Raw genomic sequence first — 15,103 nt, 5'->3', positions numbered from 1 at the left:
GGCTGGAGGAATACCGGAGCGGCACCACGACCTACACCAATCCGGCCCACTTCAAGCTGATGGCCGACGTCGCCAAGACCTTGAGTGACGAGGAAATTCGCTCGCTTGCCAGCTACGTCCAAGGCTTACACGCAAGCGCGCCGGCCTCGGTCGCACGTGCCGGGGCGAATTGACCGTCCCGGATTCATACACCGTTTGCCGGCGATCATGCAGGCTTCCTGACTAAAGCTGAATCCGGAGTTCGGTACCGATGCGCATCCTCATCCTGTTGCTTGCCCTCCTGCTGACCGCCATTCCGTTGACGGTGCGGGCGCAGCCTCGCCTCCCCGGGCTCACCGAAGGCGTCGAATACCGCAGCATCGAAGGGGGCCAGCCATACCGGGTGCTACCGCCGGGGATGGTGGAAGTGGCCGAGGTGTTCGCTTACACCTGCCCGCATTGCGCCCATTTCGCGCCAATGCTGGACACTTGGGCGAAGCGACTGCCGGCGCACGCTCGGCTGGTGTATGTCCCCGCCGTCTTCGGTCGCGACGATCCGTGGTCACGCGCCTACTTCGCGCAGGAAGCCACGCACACGGTCGCCAACCTGCACCCACAGTTGTTCAGGGCGATCCACGGGGGCGGGACCAATTCGCTTTCGCCCAACGCCACGACCTCGCAAATCGTGAATTATGCATCGCGATTCGCCAGTCTGAATGTCCCCGCGTTCAATGCAGCGATCAACGACGAAGCCGCACTGTTGCCCAAGCTGCGAAAGGCCTATGAATTCGCGCAGCGCAGCGGCGTCGAAGGCACGCCGTCGCTGATCGTTGCCGGACGCTACATGATCCTCGGCAACAGCTACGAGGAACTCTTGGCCAATGCCGGCAAGGTGGTCGCCGCGCTCGCGCCCCGCCGGGCTACCCCGGCCTCCCGCCTCGCTGCACCAGCAGCACGTCCGGCCGGCAAGGGCCGCTGATACCCCTCGGAACCCGCCATGACCCGCATCCGCCATGTCCTGCTCCTGATCGCACTGCTGCCCTTGGCCGTCGCCTGCAACCGTGAAGTGCCCGCACCGGTGGCCGGGAACGGCGCTGCGCCTGCCACCCACGCCGGGGCCACGACCTCAGCCGCGAGTGTCGAAGACCCGCAGCGCGCTGCAGCGGCCGCCGCCGCGGTGAAGAAAGCCGAAGAAGAAGCGGCGCGCCTGCCACCGCCGGTTGAGGGAACAGACTACGTCGTGATCCCCAACGGCCAGCCGTACGAAACGCCGCCAGGCAAGGTCGAGGTGGTTGAGTTTTTTGGCTACGTCTGCCCATTTTGTGCAGCCGTACAGCCGCAGGTCGCGGCGATGAAGTCCAAGCTACCGCCGGACGTGCAATTCGTCTACATCCCGGCCGCGTTCGGCGGGCCATGGGACAACTACGCCAGGGCCTTTTACACCGCCGATGCCATGGGCCTGGTGCAGAAGACGCATGATGCGTTGTTCCGCGCCATCCATATCGACCACAGCCTCAAGGGCGAGGGCGGGATGGACACGCCGGAAGAGATCGCCGCGTTCTATGCCAACTACGGCGCCGATCCCAAGCAATTCGTCAGCAGCATGCAGAGCTTTGCCGTCGCCGCCCGGATGAACCGTGCACGCCAGCAATTGACGGCCGCCTACGTCAACGGTGACCAGATGGGCACCCCAACCTTCGTCGTGGCAGGCAAGTACAGGGTCAAGGGCAAGTCTGTCGACGACATGTTCCGCATCCTCAACCAACTGATCCAGATGGAGCGCGCCAAGCTCTCCGGAGGCACGGCTGGCGCGACACCGGCGGCCCCTGCCGCCGCCTCGACGGACCCGGCACCAGCCGCTGCACCAGCCGCTGCAGGCTCCGGCGGCTGATCGCTTGCAGATGGGATCGCGATGGACAAGCGCCGCCTGCGCCTGCTGAGTGCCAACATCCAGGCCGGCAACAGCACCCGCGGCTATCGGGATTACCTCACCCACAGCTGGTCGCACGTCCTCCCGGGCGGCAACAAGCGCGGCGCGCTCGACGCCATTGCCGAACTCGCCCAAAGCCACGACATCGTCGGCCTGCAGGAAGCCGATCCGGGCAGTTTGCGCTCCGGCTTCACCAATCAGACCCACTATCTCGCCGAGCGCGCCGGCTTTTCCTACTGGAGCCACCAGCCCAACCGCAACATCGGCAAAGTCGCATCGACCGCCAATGGCCTGCTCAGCCGGCTGGAGCCCAAGGCTGTCGAGGAACACGCGCTGCCCGGACGGATCGGTGGGCGCGGAGTCCTGCTGGCGAACTTCGGCAGCGCCGGCAACGCGTTGACGGTTGCGATTGCCCATCTTTCGCTGGGCAACCAGTCGCGACGCATGCAACTCGACTTCATCGCCGAGTTGCTTTCCGACCGCGCACGGGCTGTCCTGATGGGCGATTTCAACTGCGACCCCGACCGTCCGGAAATGCACACCTTGTACCGCAAGACCAAGCTGCAGCCGCCGACCCAATGTATCCCGACGTTCCCATCCTGGCGTCCGCAGCGCGCCATCGACCACATGCTGGTGACACCGGACCTGTCACTGGCCTCGATGCGTGCGGTCTCGGCGGCACACTCCGATCACCTCGCGCTGTCCGTCGACCTCGACGTGCCGGAGGACGCACTGCGCTGATCGGCATCGCCGGTCGTACCACGCATCAGCCCATCGCACTCCAGGCGAACGCGACCCCCACGCCCAGCAGGAACAGTGCGAATGTCCGCCGCAATGCCATGCCATCGATGGCGTGGGCAATCCGCGTGCCCAACGGTGCAAACAGCACCGAAGTGATGGCAACCCCCAGCGCTGCCGGCAGGTACACATAGCCCACCGACCCCGGCAAACCCACCGCCCCGCTCGGGGCCTGGAGCGCGAAACCCAGGGCGCTGGCAACACCGATGAACATCCCGCATGCCGCCGAGGTTCCGACAGCACGCACCGGTTCCACCCCACGCCACACCAGCAGCGGCACGGTCAGGCTGCCGCCACCGATGCCGACGATCGCCGAGAGCCAGCCAATTGCACCCCCTGCAAGCGTGTAGCCAACCCCCGCGTGAGCCACCGTACGCGCCAATCCACCCGGCTTTCGCGACCACAGCATCTGGGCTGCAACCACCAAGCAATAGACCGCAACGCACCAGCGCAACACCCTGGCATCGAGGCCGATTGCAAAGCGGCTGCCCAGCCAACCGCCAAGCAGGATTCCGGGCACCATCCATGCCACCGTCGGCCACAACACGCTGCCGCGACGGTGGTGGGCACGCGTGGACGAAGCCGCAGTCAATACGATGCTGGCCAGCGCGCTCGCGAGCGCCACATGCATCGCGGCTTCCGCAGGGACACCCAGCTTCGGCAACAGCCAGGCAAATGCCGCGACCAGCACCAATCCCCCGCCAATGCCAAGCAGTCCCGCCAATACCCCGACAACGGCGCCCAGCAACAGGTACAGCGCGATCGCAGTCATCGGCCTACGGCTCGAAAAGGATTCATGGCGGCTCGGTTATAGTCCATGGATGCATACACTCACGTCGTTGCTCATTGTCATCCTGCTGGGTGGAACCGCTGCCCTGCCCGCTTGCGCCAAGCCGGCACCTGACCAAGCGCCCCTCGTCCAAGCCCGTGCACCGATCCGGATTGCCACTCCCGACCCGGCGCTGGATGCCGCGTTCGATGCCGCCGAGCGCAGCGGCCTGAACGATCTGGCACTGGCCGGATTCCGCAGCCAACCGCTGGCTGGCTGGCTGGAATATGTCACGTTGAAGCGCCAGATCGACACCCTGCCGGTCATTCGCGGCAATGCGTTCCTTGCCACCCAGTCAGGGACGCCGGTGGCAGCCATGTTCCGCAGCGATTGGCTCAAAGTGCTCGCCAAGCGCAACCAGTGGCAGGAATTCCTCGCCCAATGGGATCCGGGCATCGATGATGCCAACCTGCGCTGCCTGCGCCTGCAGGCGCTGATGGCGGTCAATCGGACCGATGCCAACTGGGTCCAGGAAGCGCAGGCGTTATGGCGCAGCAGCGGCAAGTCACTCCCGAATTCGTGTGACTCCCCATTCGCATTGCTTGCTGCGCAGGGTGGGCTGACCGACGCGCTGCGCTGGGAGCGCTTTGACCTGGCCGCCGATGCGACGCAATCAGCGGTCATGCGCATGATCGGACGCGGCTTGCCCGCAACCGATGCGGCGCAGGCGAACCTCTGGGCCGCATATATCGATGCCCCCAATGGCCGCGTCGAGGGCTGGCCGAAGTCCGCGCGCAGCAGGCTGGTTGCCGCGGCCGCGCTTGAACGACTGGCCCGGAACAGCCCCAGTGGTGCCGAAGCGCTGCTTCCGGGCATCGCCAAGACCCTGGGATTCACCGATGTCGAACGTGGGCGCGTCCTGGCGCAGGTTGCCCTGCAGTCGGCTGCAAGTTTCGCGCCGGAGGCGGCACGCCGGTTGGCTGCCGTCCCGGATGCGGGCTTCGATGCCAACCTGCACGAATGGCAAGTCCGCGATGCCATTGCGCGCAGCGACTGGGCGGGCGCATTGGCCGCGATCAGGCGCATGCCCGACGCCCAGCGCAACGATTCGCGCTGGCTGTATTTCGCCGCCCGCACCAGCGCCCTGACCGGGGATGCCGCTGGCGCGAAAACACTCTATGCAAGGGCCGCCCGCAACGCGGACTTCTACGGCTTCCTCGCGGCTGATCGGCTGGACCAGCCCTATCACGTGTGTCCGCTGCAATCGACGGCCACCCAAGCCAACAAGCTGGCCATTGCCCGCGACCCCGGCATGGTGCGCGCACTGCAGTTGTACATGCTCGGTCGCAAGGCCTGGGCCGTGAAGGAATGGAATGCGGCACTGGCGCGTTTCAGCGACGCTCAGCGCTGGTTGGCGGTGGAAGTGGCGCAGGACAACGGCTGGTTCGACCGTGGTGTGTTCGGATTGGTGAACGTCGGCGGCAAGCGCTATCCGGACGAACAACGCCTGTACCAGTTGCGATTCCCATTGCACCATGACGCGACGATCCGCCGTGAAGCCCTGCGCAACAACCTCGATCCGGCCTGGGTCGCTGCCGAAATTCGCGCCGAATCGATCTTCGATCCCCGCGCGCGCTCCAGCGCCGACGCCCGCGGATTGATGCAGGTGCTGCCCTCCACCGGCGCCACCCTGGCGCGCCGGCTGGGCGTTCCGCTGGCCAATGCCGATGCGCTGTACGACGCCGACACCAACATCACCCTCGGCACCGCCTACCTGCGCCAGTTGTTGGGGCGTTTCAACGGCAAACCCTATCTGGTGATCGCCGGCTACAACGCCGGCCCCGGTGCAGCCAACCGCTGGCTGACGCAACGTCCAACACTGGACCCGGATTTCTGGATCGAGACCATCGGCTACAAGGAAACCCGCGAATACGTCGCCCGCGTGCTCGGATTCAGCACGCTCTACGACTGGCGCCTTAACGGTAACGCACTCCGCATCAGCGATCGCATGCTGGGCATCAACAACGGGCCTCGCAAGGGATTTGCGTGTGCTGCTGTCCCGCCCCCTGCTGCCGCGCCTCTGCCGGCGCGGCGCTGACTCACCACGTTCGACGGATCCGTATGGCAGGGCTTCCTGGGCACGCACGCATCTACCTCGTCGGCGGTGCCGTACGCGATGCGTTGCTTGGCCAGCCACCGGGGGATCGTGATTTCGTGGTGGTCGGTGCAACTGCCGAGCAGATGCTGGGGGCCGGCTACACACAGGTGGGGCGCGACTTCCCGGTGTTCCTGCATCCGCAGACCGGCGAGGAATACGCGCTGGCGCGCACCGAGCGCAAGTCCGGGCGCGGCTACACCGGCTTTGCCGTCCACGCCGATCCCTCGGTGACGCTGGAAGAAGACCTGCGTCGGCGCGACTTCACCATCAACGCCATCGCGCAAGCAGACGACGGCAGCTTGGTCGATCCGTTCGGCGGTGCCGAGGACATCCGCAATCGCGTGCTGCGCCACGTCAGTGAGGCCTTCGTCGAAGACCCGCTGCGGGTGCTGCGTGCAGCGCGTTTCATGGCCCGGTTCGCCCCACTGGGCTTGACGATGGCGCCGGAAACGCTGGCGCTGATGCGCACAATCGCGGACAGCGGCGAGCTGGCGACCCTAGCACCGGAGCGGGTCTGGCAGGAGCTGGCCAAGGCTCTGCGCAGCGCGGCGCCCTCCGCCTTCCTGCGCACCCTGCGCGACGCCCATGCCCTGCCCGCGGTCTTGCCGGAAGTGGATGCGCTCTACGGGGTCCCGCAACGCGCCGACTACCACCCGGAGATCGATACCGGCACCCACGTCGAGATGGTCTGCGACATGGCCGCACGGTTGGCGCCGGGTGACGAGCTGATCGGCTACGGCGCGCTCTGCCATGACCTCGGCAAGGCGCTCACCCCAGCGGCCGAACTGCCGCGCCACGTCATGCACGAACAGCGCGGCGTCGCCGTCGCCAACGCCATGAGCGAGCGCCTGAAGGCGCCGAGCGAGCACCGCGAGCTGGCGGCATTGTGCAGCCGCGAGCACCTTTTGGTGCATCGGATCGCCGAGTTGAAACCGGCCACGATCCACGACCTGATCGCCCGCTGCGACGGCTTCCGCAAACCCGTGCGAATCGACCAGCTCGCCACCGTCTGCGAGGCCGATGCGCGAGGCCGCCAAGGCCATCGCGATACGCCCTTCCCGCAGGCCACTATGCTGCGCCACCTGTTCGCGGCAGCGCAATCGGTGCGCGGCGATGCGATCACGGCCAGCGGCCTCAAGGGCCCGGACTTCGGCGCGGCGCTGCGCAAGGCGCGGATCGCCGCCATCGCACAGGCAAGGTCACAGCCGGCGATCGAACCTTAACAACAGGTCGCGCAGCGGCGTGAACGCCGTCGCCAGCCCGATCAACACCCCCACGGTATTGGCCAGTGCATCCATCCGGTCGGCGGCGCGGCCCATTGCCATCGCACCTTGCAGGTATTCCAGGCCGATCCCGAGAAACACCAGCACCACGCACACGAACCCCCAGGACAGCCGCCGCTGGAACAATTGCACCGCGCCCGCCGACAGCACCGCATACGCCAGGAAGTGTTCGAACTTGTCGCTGACCCCGACCTTGGGCAGATCCTGCACCGGCAGCAGCGAACCGAACACCACGCCGGCGATGGCCAGCACCCACAGTCCGGTCCACAGCCAAGGCCGTCGGAACGGTTTGAGCGAACGCCCCAGCAGTGGTCGCTGGGCACTCACAGCCGGTGGCTCAAGTCACCGAGCGCGAACGCCGGACCAAAATCGACGCCACGCTGGAAGCCCATTGCCTGGAAACGCTCGCCCATTTCGCTGGGCAGGGTCAACCGCTTGACCTGCTGACGCAAGCCGTGGCGCGTGGCTTCGTCAGCCGCCTGCGCGTCCGCAGCAAGCAACCGCTCCTGCAGACGGTTGCCGATCAGGAAGCTGGCTTGCGAACAGTAACCTGCAAACTCGAACCCTGCGCCCACGCCCGCTTCAGCGAGTGCAGTGAAATCCACCGACGCGGTGATGTCCTGCAGCCCCGGCCAGTCGTACACGGCATTGCCGACCCGATGCTGGCGAAACGCACGCAAGGTCCCGTCGTCGCGTTCCGGCAGGTAATACTCGCCGCGCGCGTAGCCGTAATCGACGAACAGCAGGGCGCCGCGCTCCAGACCACCCACCACGGCCTGCACCCAGTAGGGCAACTGCACCAGCACTTCGCTGCGGTAGCCCTCTGCCAGGGGTTGCGGCAAGCACGATTCCAACTGCCGCACAGACGCCGCCAGCATCGCATCGGCAGGCACATCGACGCGCGCGAACCGGCCTTCGCCATCCAGCGCCACCCACTCTTCCAGCACCGACCCTTCGCGCAGGCAAAAGCGCGAAGCAGGCAAGGCGTCGATGACCTCATTGGCGAACACCACACCGCTCCAAGCATCCTCGATCGGACCATCCAGCCACTGCACCCGCGCAAACAGTGCAGGCGACAGACGCGCCTGCAAGCGCTCACGCTGGCGCTGGCGCAGGTCCGCGCTGGGCTCGAGGATCGCGTAGCACGCCGGCAGCGCATCAAGATCGCGCAGCGCTTCCAGACAAGCATGGGCAAACGCGCCGCTGCCGCCGCCCAATTCGAAAAACACCGCCTCCTCGCCCAACTGCTTGAGCACCGGTGCCAGCGCATCGGCCACACACCCTGAAAACAGCGTTGAGAGTTCCGGCGCAGTGGTGAAGTCGCCGCCGGCCCCGAACTTGTGCGCACCGGCGCTGTAGTAGCCCAAGCCAGGGGCGTACAGCGCCAGTTCCATGAACTTCCAGAACGGGATCCGCCCCCCGGCGGCGAGGATCTGCTCGCGGATCACCTGCTGCAACCGCGCGCTGTGCGCTTGGGCATCGGGCCCCGGCGCAGGAATCCCGGACGACGGCATCAATCGAACCTCGCGCGACGTCCTGCACTCTGGCCCGGCGCGGAACTCACCCGCACCTCGATTTCTTCGATCGCGTGGGCGCGCAGCGCGTCACGATCCTCGCCCAGCCGCCGCAGGAACCAGCTGGCAAATTCTTCCAGCGTTGCGTTCTCGATCGGCAGCAGCTTGACGTCCTCGCGCAGGAACGGGATGCGCTTGCCCGCGAACACGGCGATCACGTGCTCACCGACCTCCTCGATCTGCAAGTACGGCGAACGCGTCGGCAGGATCATCCACTCGTTCAGTTCACGGCACAGAGCAAGCACACGGTCCTTGTAGATGCCGTAGTCGAAGCACAGGCCGTTGCCCTGCATGCGCGCGTGCAGGTCCACTTCGACGAAGAAATTGTGCCCATGCAGGCGCTCGCGTTCGGTCGCCGAAAAGATCGTGAAATGGCCAGCCGAAAACTTCATGTTCTGCTTGGCCAAACGGATGGTGACCCGATCATTCACTGGAAATCGGCCTCCCCGATGTCGCCCCGCTGTGGCCGCATCAGGATGTCTTCAACGACGGTGCGCGGTGACATTGCCCACGCCGTCCACGCCATCTCAGCCACGTCCTCCGCCGGCATCAACCGCTCCGACGGCAACGGCACGTCCTTCCAGGAATCGGTCAGGGTCGCCCCCGGCAGCAGCGCCACCACCCGTATGCCATGCGACTTCATCTCTTCGCGCAAGTTGCGCGAAAAGCCGTACAACGCGTGCTTGGCAATGCTGTAGGAACCTCCGTTGGGATAGGCCGCGATCGACGCCGTGCTGCAGACATTGAGCACCATCCCGCTGCGACGCGCCTGCATCGTGGGCAGCAGGCGCCGGGTCAGCCGATAGGCACCGAACAGGTTGGACCGCAGCATGTCCAACAGGACTTCGTCGTCTTCGCTGGCGATGCCGCCGGGACGAAACGCCCCGGCATTGTTGACCAGCAGGTCGACTGCGCCGTGTCGATCCAACACCGTTTGCGCCAGCGCATCCACCGCTTCGGGAGCCCGCAGGTCGCAAGGGAAGCATTCAACCGCGGGGTGCTTCGACTTGAGTTCGTCCAGGCCCTGCCTTCCGCGGGCGCAGGCGATCACCTGCTGCCCTTCGCGGACGAAACGCGCGACGATCGCCCGGCCGATCCCGCGCGACGCGCCGGTGACCAGCACCACGCTCATTCCACCAGACTCCCGCGCTCGATTTCCACCCCCACCGCCGTCGCATTGGCCAGCGCCTCGGGCTTGCTGATCTTCAGCCGCACCCCGTGGGCGCCGAATTCGGTGAGAATCAGGTCGGCGCAGGCCTCGGCCAGCGTTTCCACCAGCACGTATTCGGTCTGGGTGACGAAATCGGCCAGCCGCTGCGCCACCGCCTCGTAATCGAGGGCATCGATCAGGCTGTCGCTGAGCGCGGCGATGTGGGTGTCGAAGCGGATCCGGACGTCCAGCACCAGCGTCTGCGGAGCCAGGCGCTCGCGCGCGTGGACGCCGATCAGGGCGGGGATGCGCAGGCCTTCGATGAAAATGATGTCGGTCATGGCGCAAGGATACCCGGTGTTCCGAAGCGAGCGACAACGCGCGCCCCGGGAGTTGTTGCCCAAGCCTGTCCGCAGAATTCACACCGCCGGCAGCGTCGCCATGTCCCAGCGCGGGGTGGCCCGGATCGTCGCATCCTCGCGCTGGCCGGCCTGCAGGCGCAGCGCGCCGGCGAAGGCGATCATCGCGCCGTTGTCGGTGCACAGCGCGGGGCGCGGGAAGCAGGCGCGGCCGCCGCGTTGTTCGCACATCTGTGTCAAACGCGCCCGCAGCCGCTTGTTCGCACCGACGCCGCCGGCCACGATCAGCACGTCGCAACCGGCCGCGTCCAGCGCGCGCTCGCACTTGATCGCCAAGGTATCGACCACCGCGTCCTCGAAGCCGCGGGCGATGTCGGCGCGGGTCTGCTCGGCCTGGTCGCAATCGCGCCACGCCAGCAGCACCTGGGTCTTCAGGCCGCTGAAGGAAAAATCCAAGCCCGGTCGATCGGTCATCGGACGCGCGAACTTGAACCGGCCCGGCACGCCCTGTTCGGCCAGCTTGGCCAACTGCGGCCCGCCCGGATAGGGCAGGCCCATCATCTTGGCGGTCTTGTCGAAGGCTTCGCCCGCGGCATCGTCCAGGGTTTCACCCAGCAGCCGGTAGCGGCCGATCGCCTCCACCGCGATCAGCTGGGTATGCCCACCGGACACCAGCAGCGCCACGAACGGCGGCGCCGGCGCGTCGTCTTCCAGCAGCGGCGCCAGCAGATGGCCTTCCATGTGGTGGACGGCCAGCGCCGGGACGTCCAGCGCCCACGCCAGCGCGCGGCCGACCGCCGCGCCGACCAGCAGCGCGCCGACCAGTCCCGGCCCGGCGGTATAGGCCACGCCATCGAGGTCCGACAGCCTCAGCCCCGCCTCGTCCAGGGTTTGCCGAATAAGCGGCAGCAGCTTGCGCACGTGGTCGCGGCTGGCCAGCTCCGGCACCACCCCGCCGTACTCGGCGTGCAGGGCGATCTGGCTGTAGACGGCGTGCGCGCGCAGCCCGGCCGCGCCGCCCAGGGCGGTGTCGTAGACCGCCACCCCGGTCTCATCGCAGGAGGTTTCGATACCCAGGACTTTCATCCGCCCATCTTGCGCTCAAACCGGGGGCACTGCTACCATGTGCAGCTTCCTGCCGCAAAAGGCAGGCCTTACGACCACGAGAGTTCTAAATGCCCAGCGTCAAAGTCCGCGAAAACGAGCCCTTCGAGTTTGCCCTGCGCCGCTTCAAGCGCACCTGCGAAAAGGCCGGCGTGCTGGCCGAAACCCGCAAGCGCGAGTTCTACGAAAAGCCGACCCAGGAACGCAAGCGCAAGGCCGCCGCGGCGGTGAAGCGTCAGGCCCGTCGCGCCGGGCGCGATGTGACCAAGCGCCAGCGCCTGTACTGAGCGCAACGCCTGCTTCGAAAGCCGGCACGCGCGAGCGTGGCCGGCTTTTTCGCGTTTTTGCACCATTGATTCCGAGAGCACGTCCATGAGCCTCAAGCAACAACTCACCGATGACATGAAAACCGCGATGAAGGCCGGCGAAAAAGAGCGCCTCGCGGTCATCCGCCTGATCAATGCCGCGATCAAGCAGAAGGAAGTCGACGAACGCGTGGAGATGACCGACCCGCTGGTGCTGGCCGTGCTGGAAAAGATGGTCAAGCAGCGCAAGGATTCGATCACCCAGTTCGAGGCCGCCGCGCGCGAGGATCTCGCCGCGATCGAGCGCTACGAGTTGGGCGTGATCGAGGCCTACCTGCCGGCCAAGCTCGACGAGGCCGCGATCCTCGCCGCGATCGATCAGGCCATCGCCACGACCGGCGCCGCCTCCGCCACCGACATGGGCAAGCTGATGGGCGTGCTCAAACCTGCCCTAGCCGGTCAGGCCGACATGGGCCTGGTGTCGAAGCTGGTGAAGCAAAGGCTGGGCTGACCGACCGACTGCGCGCACGCCTCCGTTCAATCCCGCCGGTAAGACGCCATGCCCACGCCATCGCCGCTGCTCTCGATACGCCCGGCCACGCCCGACGACGTGCCGCTGATCCGGGAGTTGATCGCGGAACTGGCCGAGTACGAACGGTTGGCCGATGCCGCAATCGCCACCGAAGACGGCCTGCGGGCGCAGTTGTTCGGCCCGCATCCGGCCGCCGAAGTCCTGATCGGCGAGGTCGACGACGAGGCGGTCGGCTTCGCCCTGTTCTTCCACACTTTCAGCACCTTCGCCGGCAAGCGCGGGCTGTATCTGGAAGACCTGTTCGTGCGGCCGCCCTACCGGGGCGCGGGCCTCGGCAAGCACCTGATGGCGACGCTGGCGCAGATCGCCGTGCAGCGCGACTGTGCCCGCTTCGAATGGAGTGTGCTGGACTGGAATGCGCCCTCGATCGGGTTCTACCGCAGCATTGGCGCAGTCGGCATGGACGAATGGACGGTGCAACGGCTGGAAGGCGCCGCCCTGCATGCGTTGGCGGCGCGCAACGAACTCTGATGCATCGCCAGACCACCGCGCCTCTACACTAGCCGGATGGCACGCATCCCCGACGCCTTCATCGACGATCTGCTGGCGCGCTCCGACATCGTCGAAGTGGTCGGCGCCCGGGTGCCGCTGAAGAAACAGGGCCGCGAATTCGCGGCGCGTTGTCCGTTCCACGACGAGCGCTCGGCCAGCTTCACTGTCTCCCCGACCAAGCAGTTCTATCACTGCTTCGGCTGTGGCGCGCACGGCACCGCACTGTCGTTCCTGATCCAGTACGACCGACTGGAATTCCTCGATGCGGTCGAAGAGCTGGCCAAGCGCGTCGGGCTGGAGGTGCCGCGCGACACCACCCAACGCAATGCCAATCCGGAAACCCGCGACCTGTACGGCGCGATGGAAGCGGCGTCGACCTTCTTCCGCAGCCAGTTGGCGCGCAGTGACAAGGCCCGCGCCTATGTCGGCAAGCGCGGCATCGCCGCCGACATCATCGCGCGTTACGCCATCGGCTATGCGCCCGACGGCTTCTCGGCGCTGCGTGATGCCCTCGGCACCGATCCGCAGCGGATGCAGTTGCTGGAACGCGGCGGGCTGTTCTCGAAGAACGACAAGGGCCACGTCTACGACAAGTTCCGTGACCGCCTGATGTTTCCGATCCACGACCGCCGCGGGCGTGTCATCGCCTTCGGTGGCCGCGTGATCGACCCCGAAGATTCGCCGAAGTACCTCAACTCGCCGGAGACCGCGCTGTTCCACAAGGGGCGCGAACTGTACGGGCTGTGGCAGGCGCGCCAAGCCAATGCCAAGCTCGACCGCCTGATCGTGGTCGAAGGCTACATGGACGTGGTGGCGCTGGCGCAATACGGCGTGTCGCAGGCGGTGGCCACGCTGGGCACGGCGACCACGCCGGACCATGCCGAACTGCTGTTCCGCAATGCACCGGATGTGTATTTCTGTTTCGATGGCGACCGCGCCGGCCGCAGCGCCGCCTGGAAGGCGCTGGAGTCGGTGCTGCCGCGCATGAAGGATGGCCGCCAGGCCTTGTTCCTGTTCCTGCCCGACGGCGAAGACCCGGACTCGCTGGTGCGCAAGGAGGGCGTGGCGGGCTTCGATGCGCGCCTGCGCGCCGCCACCCCGCTGTCCGAATTCTTCTACGCGCATATGTCGAACGACGTGAACCTCGCCAGTCTCGACGGCAAGGCGCGCTTGGCCGAACGCTGCAAACCGCTGCTCGCGCAAATCCCCGATGGCGCCTTCGGTGATCTGATGCGCCAGCGCCTGCAGGAGCTGACCGGCCTTGGCCGCACCGCAACCGCCAGTCCGTCGAGGGCAACGGCCACGCACGGCACGTCCGCGACCAGACCCCAAGGGGATCGTCGCCCGAGCTTGGTCCGCACGGCGATCACGCATCTCTTGCAGAATCCGGAGTTCGCTTCCGAACTCACGCCACCCTATCCGTTCGCAAGCCTTCAACAACCCGGCATCGAAACCCTTTCCGAATTGGTCCTGCTCCTGCGCGAACGCCCGGGGCTGAACAGCGCCGCGTTGCTTGAACACTTCGAAGGTCGTGAGGAATCCTCCGCGCTGCAGCGCCTGGCCCTGCAGGACTTGCCGGGAGAGGACGCCGCACGACGCGCGGATTTCCTCGACGCCATCGCCCAGATCAACCGCTTGGTCCTCCAGCATCGGCTCGAGGAATTGCAGGTCCAACAGCGCGAACGCAACCTGGATGACGCGGAAAAACAAGAGTTGCGCGAATTGCTGCAGGCCAGGCTGCGGCGCTGAGGGTTCAGTCAGCAGACTCGCGTGCCAGAAGCGCACGCTTGCGAGCAACGCCCCAACGATAGCCAGAGAGTGCGCCATCGCTGCGCACCACCCGATGGCAAGGAATGGCCACCGCCAACGTATCGGCGGCACAGGCTCCGGCCACGGCGCGAACGGCGCGGGGCGCACCGAGCAGATCGGCCAACTCGGCATAGCTCACGGTCCTGCCAACGGGAATCCTGCGCAATGCCTCCCATACCCGTTGCTGAAACGCGGTTCCACGGATATCAAGCGGCAAGTCCAGGCCCAGTCGTGGCGCTTCGATAAAGCCTGCCACCTGCGCCAGCTGTTGCTCGAAATCGACATCGCCACCGATCAACTCTGCGCGTGGAAAGCGGTCCTGCATCTCGCGCAGCAGCACGTCCGGATCATCACCGAGGTCGATCGCGCACAGCCCACGTGCACTGCGCGCCACCAGCAGCGCACCCAGCGAGCATTGTCCGACGGCGAACACGATCCGCGCTTGCGCACCGCCATCGCGATACTGCGCAGGCTGCATTCCGAGCAGCGCCTCGGCGCTGTCATAGAAACGGCTGCTTGCATTGAAGCCGGCATCGAATGCCGCATCGACGACCTTTACCTCTGGTTTCGCCAGCGCTCCACGCAAGCGTTTACCACGGTGTGCCTGTGCATAGGCTTTCGGCGTCAAGCCGGTCATTTCCTTGAAGCGTCGATGGAACTGGTGCGGGCTGAGACCGGCCGCCATTGCCAACACACCCAGCGATGGCGGCGTCGCTGCCTGCTCGATCTGTCGGCAAGCAGCGGCGATGCGATCGGCATCTCGATGCGAGGGTTCAATGGGCGCGTCCATGACAGCACTGT

The 15,103-nt window shown here is 66.3% G+C and carries 17 protein-coding genes; 9 read left to right on the top strand and 8 right to left on the bottom strand.

The genetic code is table 11. The features are described 5' to 3' along the window. The first annotated feature begins 250 nt into the window (after positions 1-250). Genes IT472_RS08125 through IT472_RS08115 form a run of 3 tightly spaced genes read left to right on the top strand, consistent with a single transcriptional unit; the run spans position 251 to position 2,650 of the window. Positions 251-958, top strand: coding sequence for a thiol:disulfide interchange protein DsbA/DsbL (locus tag IT472_RS08125; protein ID WP_297180717.1), 708 nt, complete (start codon positions 251-253; stop codon positions 956-958). Between the two features lie 18 nt (positions 959-976). Continuing rightward, positions 977-1,870 carry a thiol:disulfide interchange protein DsbA/DsbL gene (locus IT472_RS08120; RefSeq protein WP_297180715.1) on the top strand — a complete coding sequence of 298 codons (894 nt, stop codon included), beginning with the start codon at positions 977-979 and terminating at the stop codon, positions 1,868-1,870. 21 nt (positions 1,871-1,891) lie between these two features. Then, positions 1,892-2,650, top strand: a complete 759-nt coding sequence (locus IT472_RS08115) for an endonuclease/exonuclease/phosphatase family protein (protein WP_297180713.1) — start codon at positions 1,892-1,894, stop codon at positions 2,648-2,650. 25 nt (positions 2,651-2,675) lie between these two features. Here the strand turns inward: IT472_RS08115 and IT472_RS08110 are convergent, their stop codons facing one another. Further along, complete coding sequence (locus IT472_RS08110; protein ID WP_297180711.1) at positions 2,676-3,479, bottom strand: sulfite exporter TauE/SafE family protein; 804 nt, start codon at positions 3,477-3,479, stop codon at positions 2,676-2,678. 49 nt (positions 3,480-3,528) lie between these two features. Between IT472_RS08110 and IT472_RS08105 the strand changes: the two genes are divergently transcribed. Both IT472_RS08105 and IT472_RS08100 read left to right on the top strand, forming a co-directional pair. Beyond that, on the top strand, positions 3,529-5,574 hold the full coding sequence (locus IT472_RS08105; RefSeq protein WP_297180709.1) for a lytic transglycosylase domain-containing protein: 2,046 nt from the start codon (positions 3,529-3,531) through the stop codon (positions 5,572-5,574). A 23-nt stretch (positions 5,575-5,597) separates the two neighbouring features. Beyond that, a complete protein-coding gene (locus IT472_RS08100) occupies positions 5,598-6,857 on the top strand; it encodes a multifunctional CCA addition/repair protein (RefSeq protein ID WP_297180707.1) in 1,260 nt (419 codons plus the stop codon). On the opposite strand, the gene IT472_RS08095 is transcribed toward IT472_RS08100, so the two are convergent. From IT472_RS08095 to tsaD, 6 genes are all read right to left on the bottom strand, one after another. Next, positions 6,834-7,244, bottom strand: coding sequence for a VanZ family protein (locus tag IT472_RS08095; protein ID WP_297180706.1), 411 nt, complete (start codon positions 7,242-7,244; stop codon positions 6,834-6,836). The genes IT472_RS08100 and IT472_RS08095 overlap by 24 nt on opposite strands. Next, positions 7,241-8,431 (bottom strand): SAM-dependent methyltransferase, encoded by a 1,191-nt coding sequence (locus tag IT472_RS08090; protein WP_297180704.1) that lies wholly within the window; start codon positions 8,429-8,431, stop codon positions 7,241-7,243. Before IT472_RS08090 ends, IT472_RS08095 begins: the two co-directional genes overlap by 4 nt. Further along, positions 8,431-8,922, bottom strand: coding sequence for a 6-carboxytetrahydropterin synthase (locus tag IT472_RS08085; RefSeq protein WP_297180703.1), 492 nt, complete (start codon positions 8,920-8,922; stop codon positions 8,431-8,433). Before IT472_RS08085 ends, IT472_RS08090 begins: the two co-directional genes overlap by 1 nt. Next, a complete protein-coding gene (locus IT472_RS08080) occupies positions 8,919-9,623 on the bottom strand; it encodes an SDR family oxidoreductase (protein ID WP_297180702.1) in 705 nt (234 codons plus the stop codon). Before IT472_RS08080 ends, IT472_RS08085 begins: the two co-directional genes overlap by 4 nt. Continuing rightward, positions 9,620-9,982: a dihydroneopterin aldolase gene (gene folB / locus IT472_RS08075; RefSeq protein WP_297180701.1), complete on the bottom strand. Its 363-nt coding sequence runs from the start codon at positions 9,980-9,982 to the stop codon at positions 9,620-9,622. Before folB ends, IT472_RS08080 begins: the two co-directional genes overlap by 4 nt. Positions 9,983-10,060: 78 nt before the next feature. Next, positions 10,061-11,086 (bottom strand): tRNA (adenosine(37)-N6)-threonylcarbamoyltransferase complex transferase subunit TsaD, encoded by a 1,026-nt coding sequence (gene tsaD / locus IT472_RS08070; RefSeq protein ID WP_297180699.1) that lies wholly within the window; start codon positions 11,084-11,086, stop codon positions 10,061-10,063. A gap of 89 nt (positions 11,087-11,175) precedes the next feature. On the opposite strand from tsaD, the gene rpsU reads away from it, so the two are divergent. From rpsU to dnaG, 4 genes are all read left to right on the top strand, one after another. Beyond that, a complete protein-coding gene (gene rpsU / locus IT472_RS08065; RefSeq protein ID WP_139716606.1) occupies positions 11,176-11,391 on the top strand; it encodes a 30S ribosomal protein S21 in 216 nt (71 codons plus the stop codon). An 85-nt stretch (positions 11,392-11,476) separates the two neighbouring features. Further along, entirely contained in the window at positions 11,477-11,920 is a 444-nt protein-coding gene (locus tag IT472_RS08060; protein WP_297180697.1) for a GatB/YqeY domain-containing protein, read from the top strand. A 48-nt stretch (positions 11,921-11,968) separates the two neighbouring features. Beyond that, positions 11,969-12,472: a GNAT family N-acetyltransferase gene (locus tag IT472_RS08055; RefSeq protein WP_297180695.1), complete on the top strand. Its 504-nt coding sequence runs from the start codon at positions 11,969-11,971 to the stop codon at positions 12,470-12,472. Between the two features lie 36 nt (positions 12,473-12,508). Next, entirely contained in the window at positions 12,509-14,242 is a 1,734-nt protein-coding gene (dnaG, locus tag IT472_RS08050; protein WP_297180693.1) for a DNA primase, read from the top strand. A gap of 4 nt (positions 14,243-14,246) precedes the next feature. Here dnaG and IT472_RS08045 read toward each other — a convergent pair whose 3' ends face one another. After that, positions 14,247-15,092: a methylated-DNA--[protein]-cysteine S-methyltransferase gene (locus IT472_RS08045; protein WP_297180691.1), complete on the bottom strand. Its 846-nt coding sequence runs from the start codon at positions 15,090-15,092 to the stop codon at positions 14,247-14,249. Positions 15,093-15,103: the final 11 nt, after the last annotated feature.

The sequence above is a fragment of the Thermomonas sp. genome, from assembly GCF_020850895.1.
Taxonomy (GTDB): domain Bacteria; phylum Pseudomonadota; class Gammaproteobacteria; order Xanthomonadales; family Xanthomonadaceae; genus Thermomonas.
Note: the sequence above shows the minus strand (reverse complement) of the source record. Positions and strands in the feature narration are given on the sequence as shown.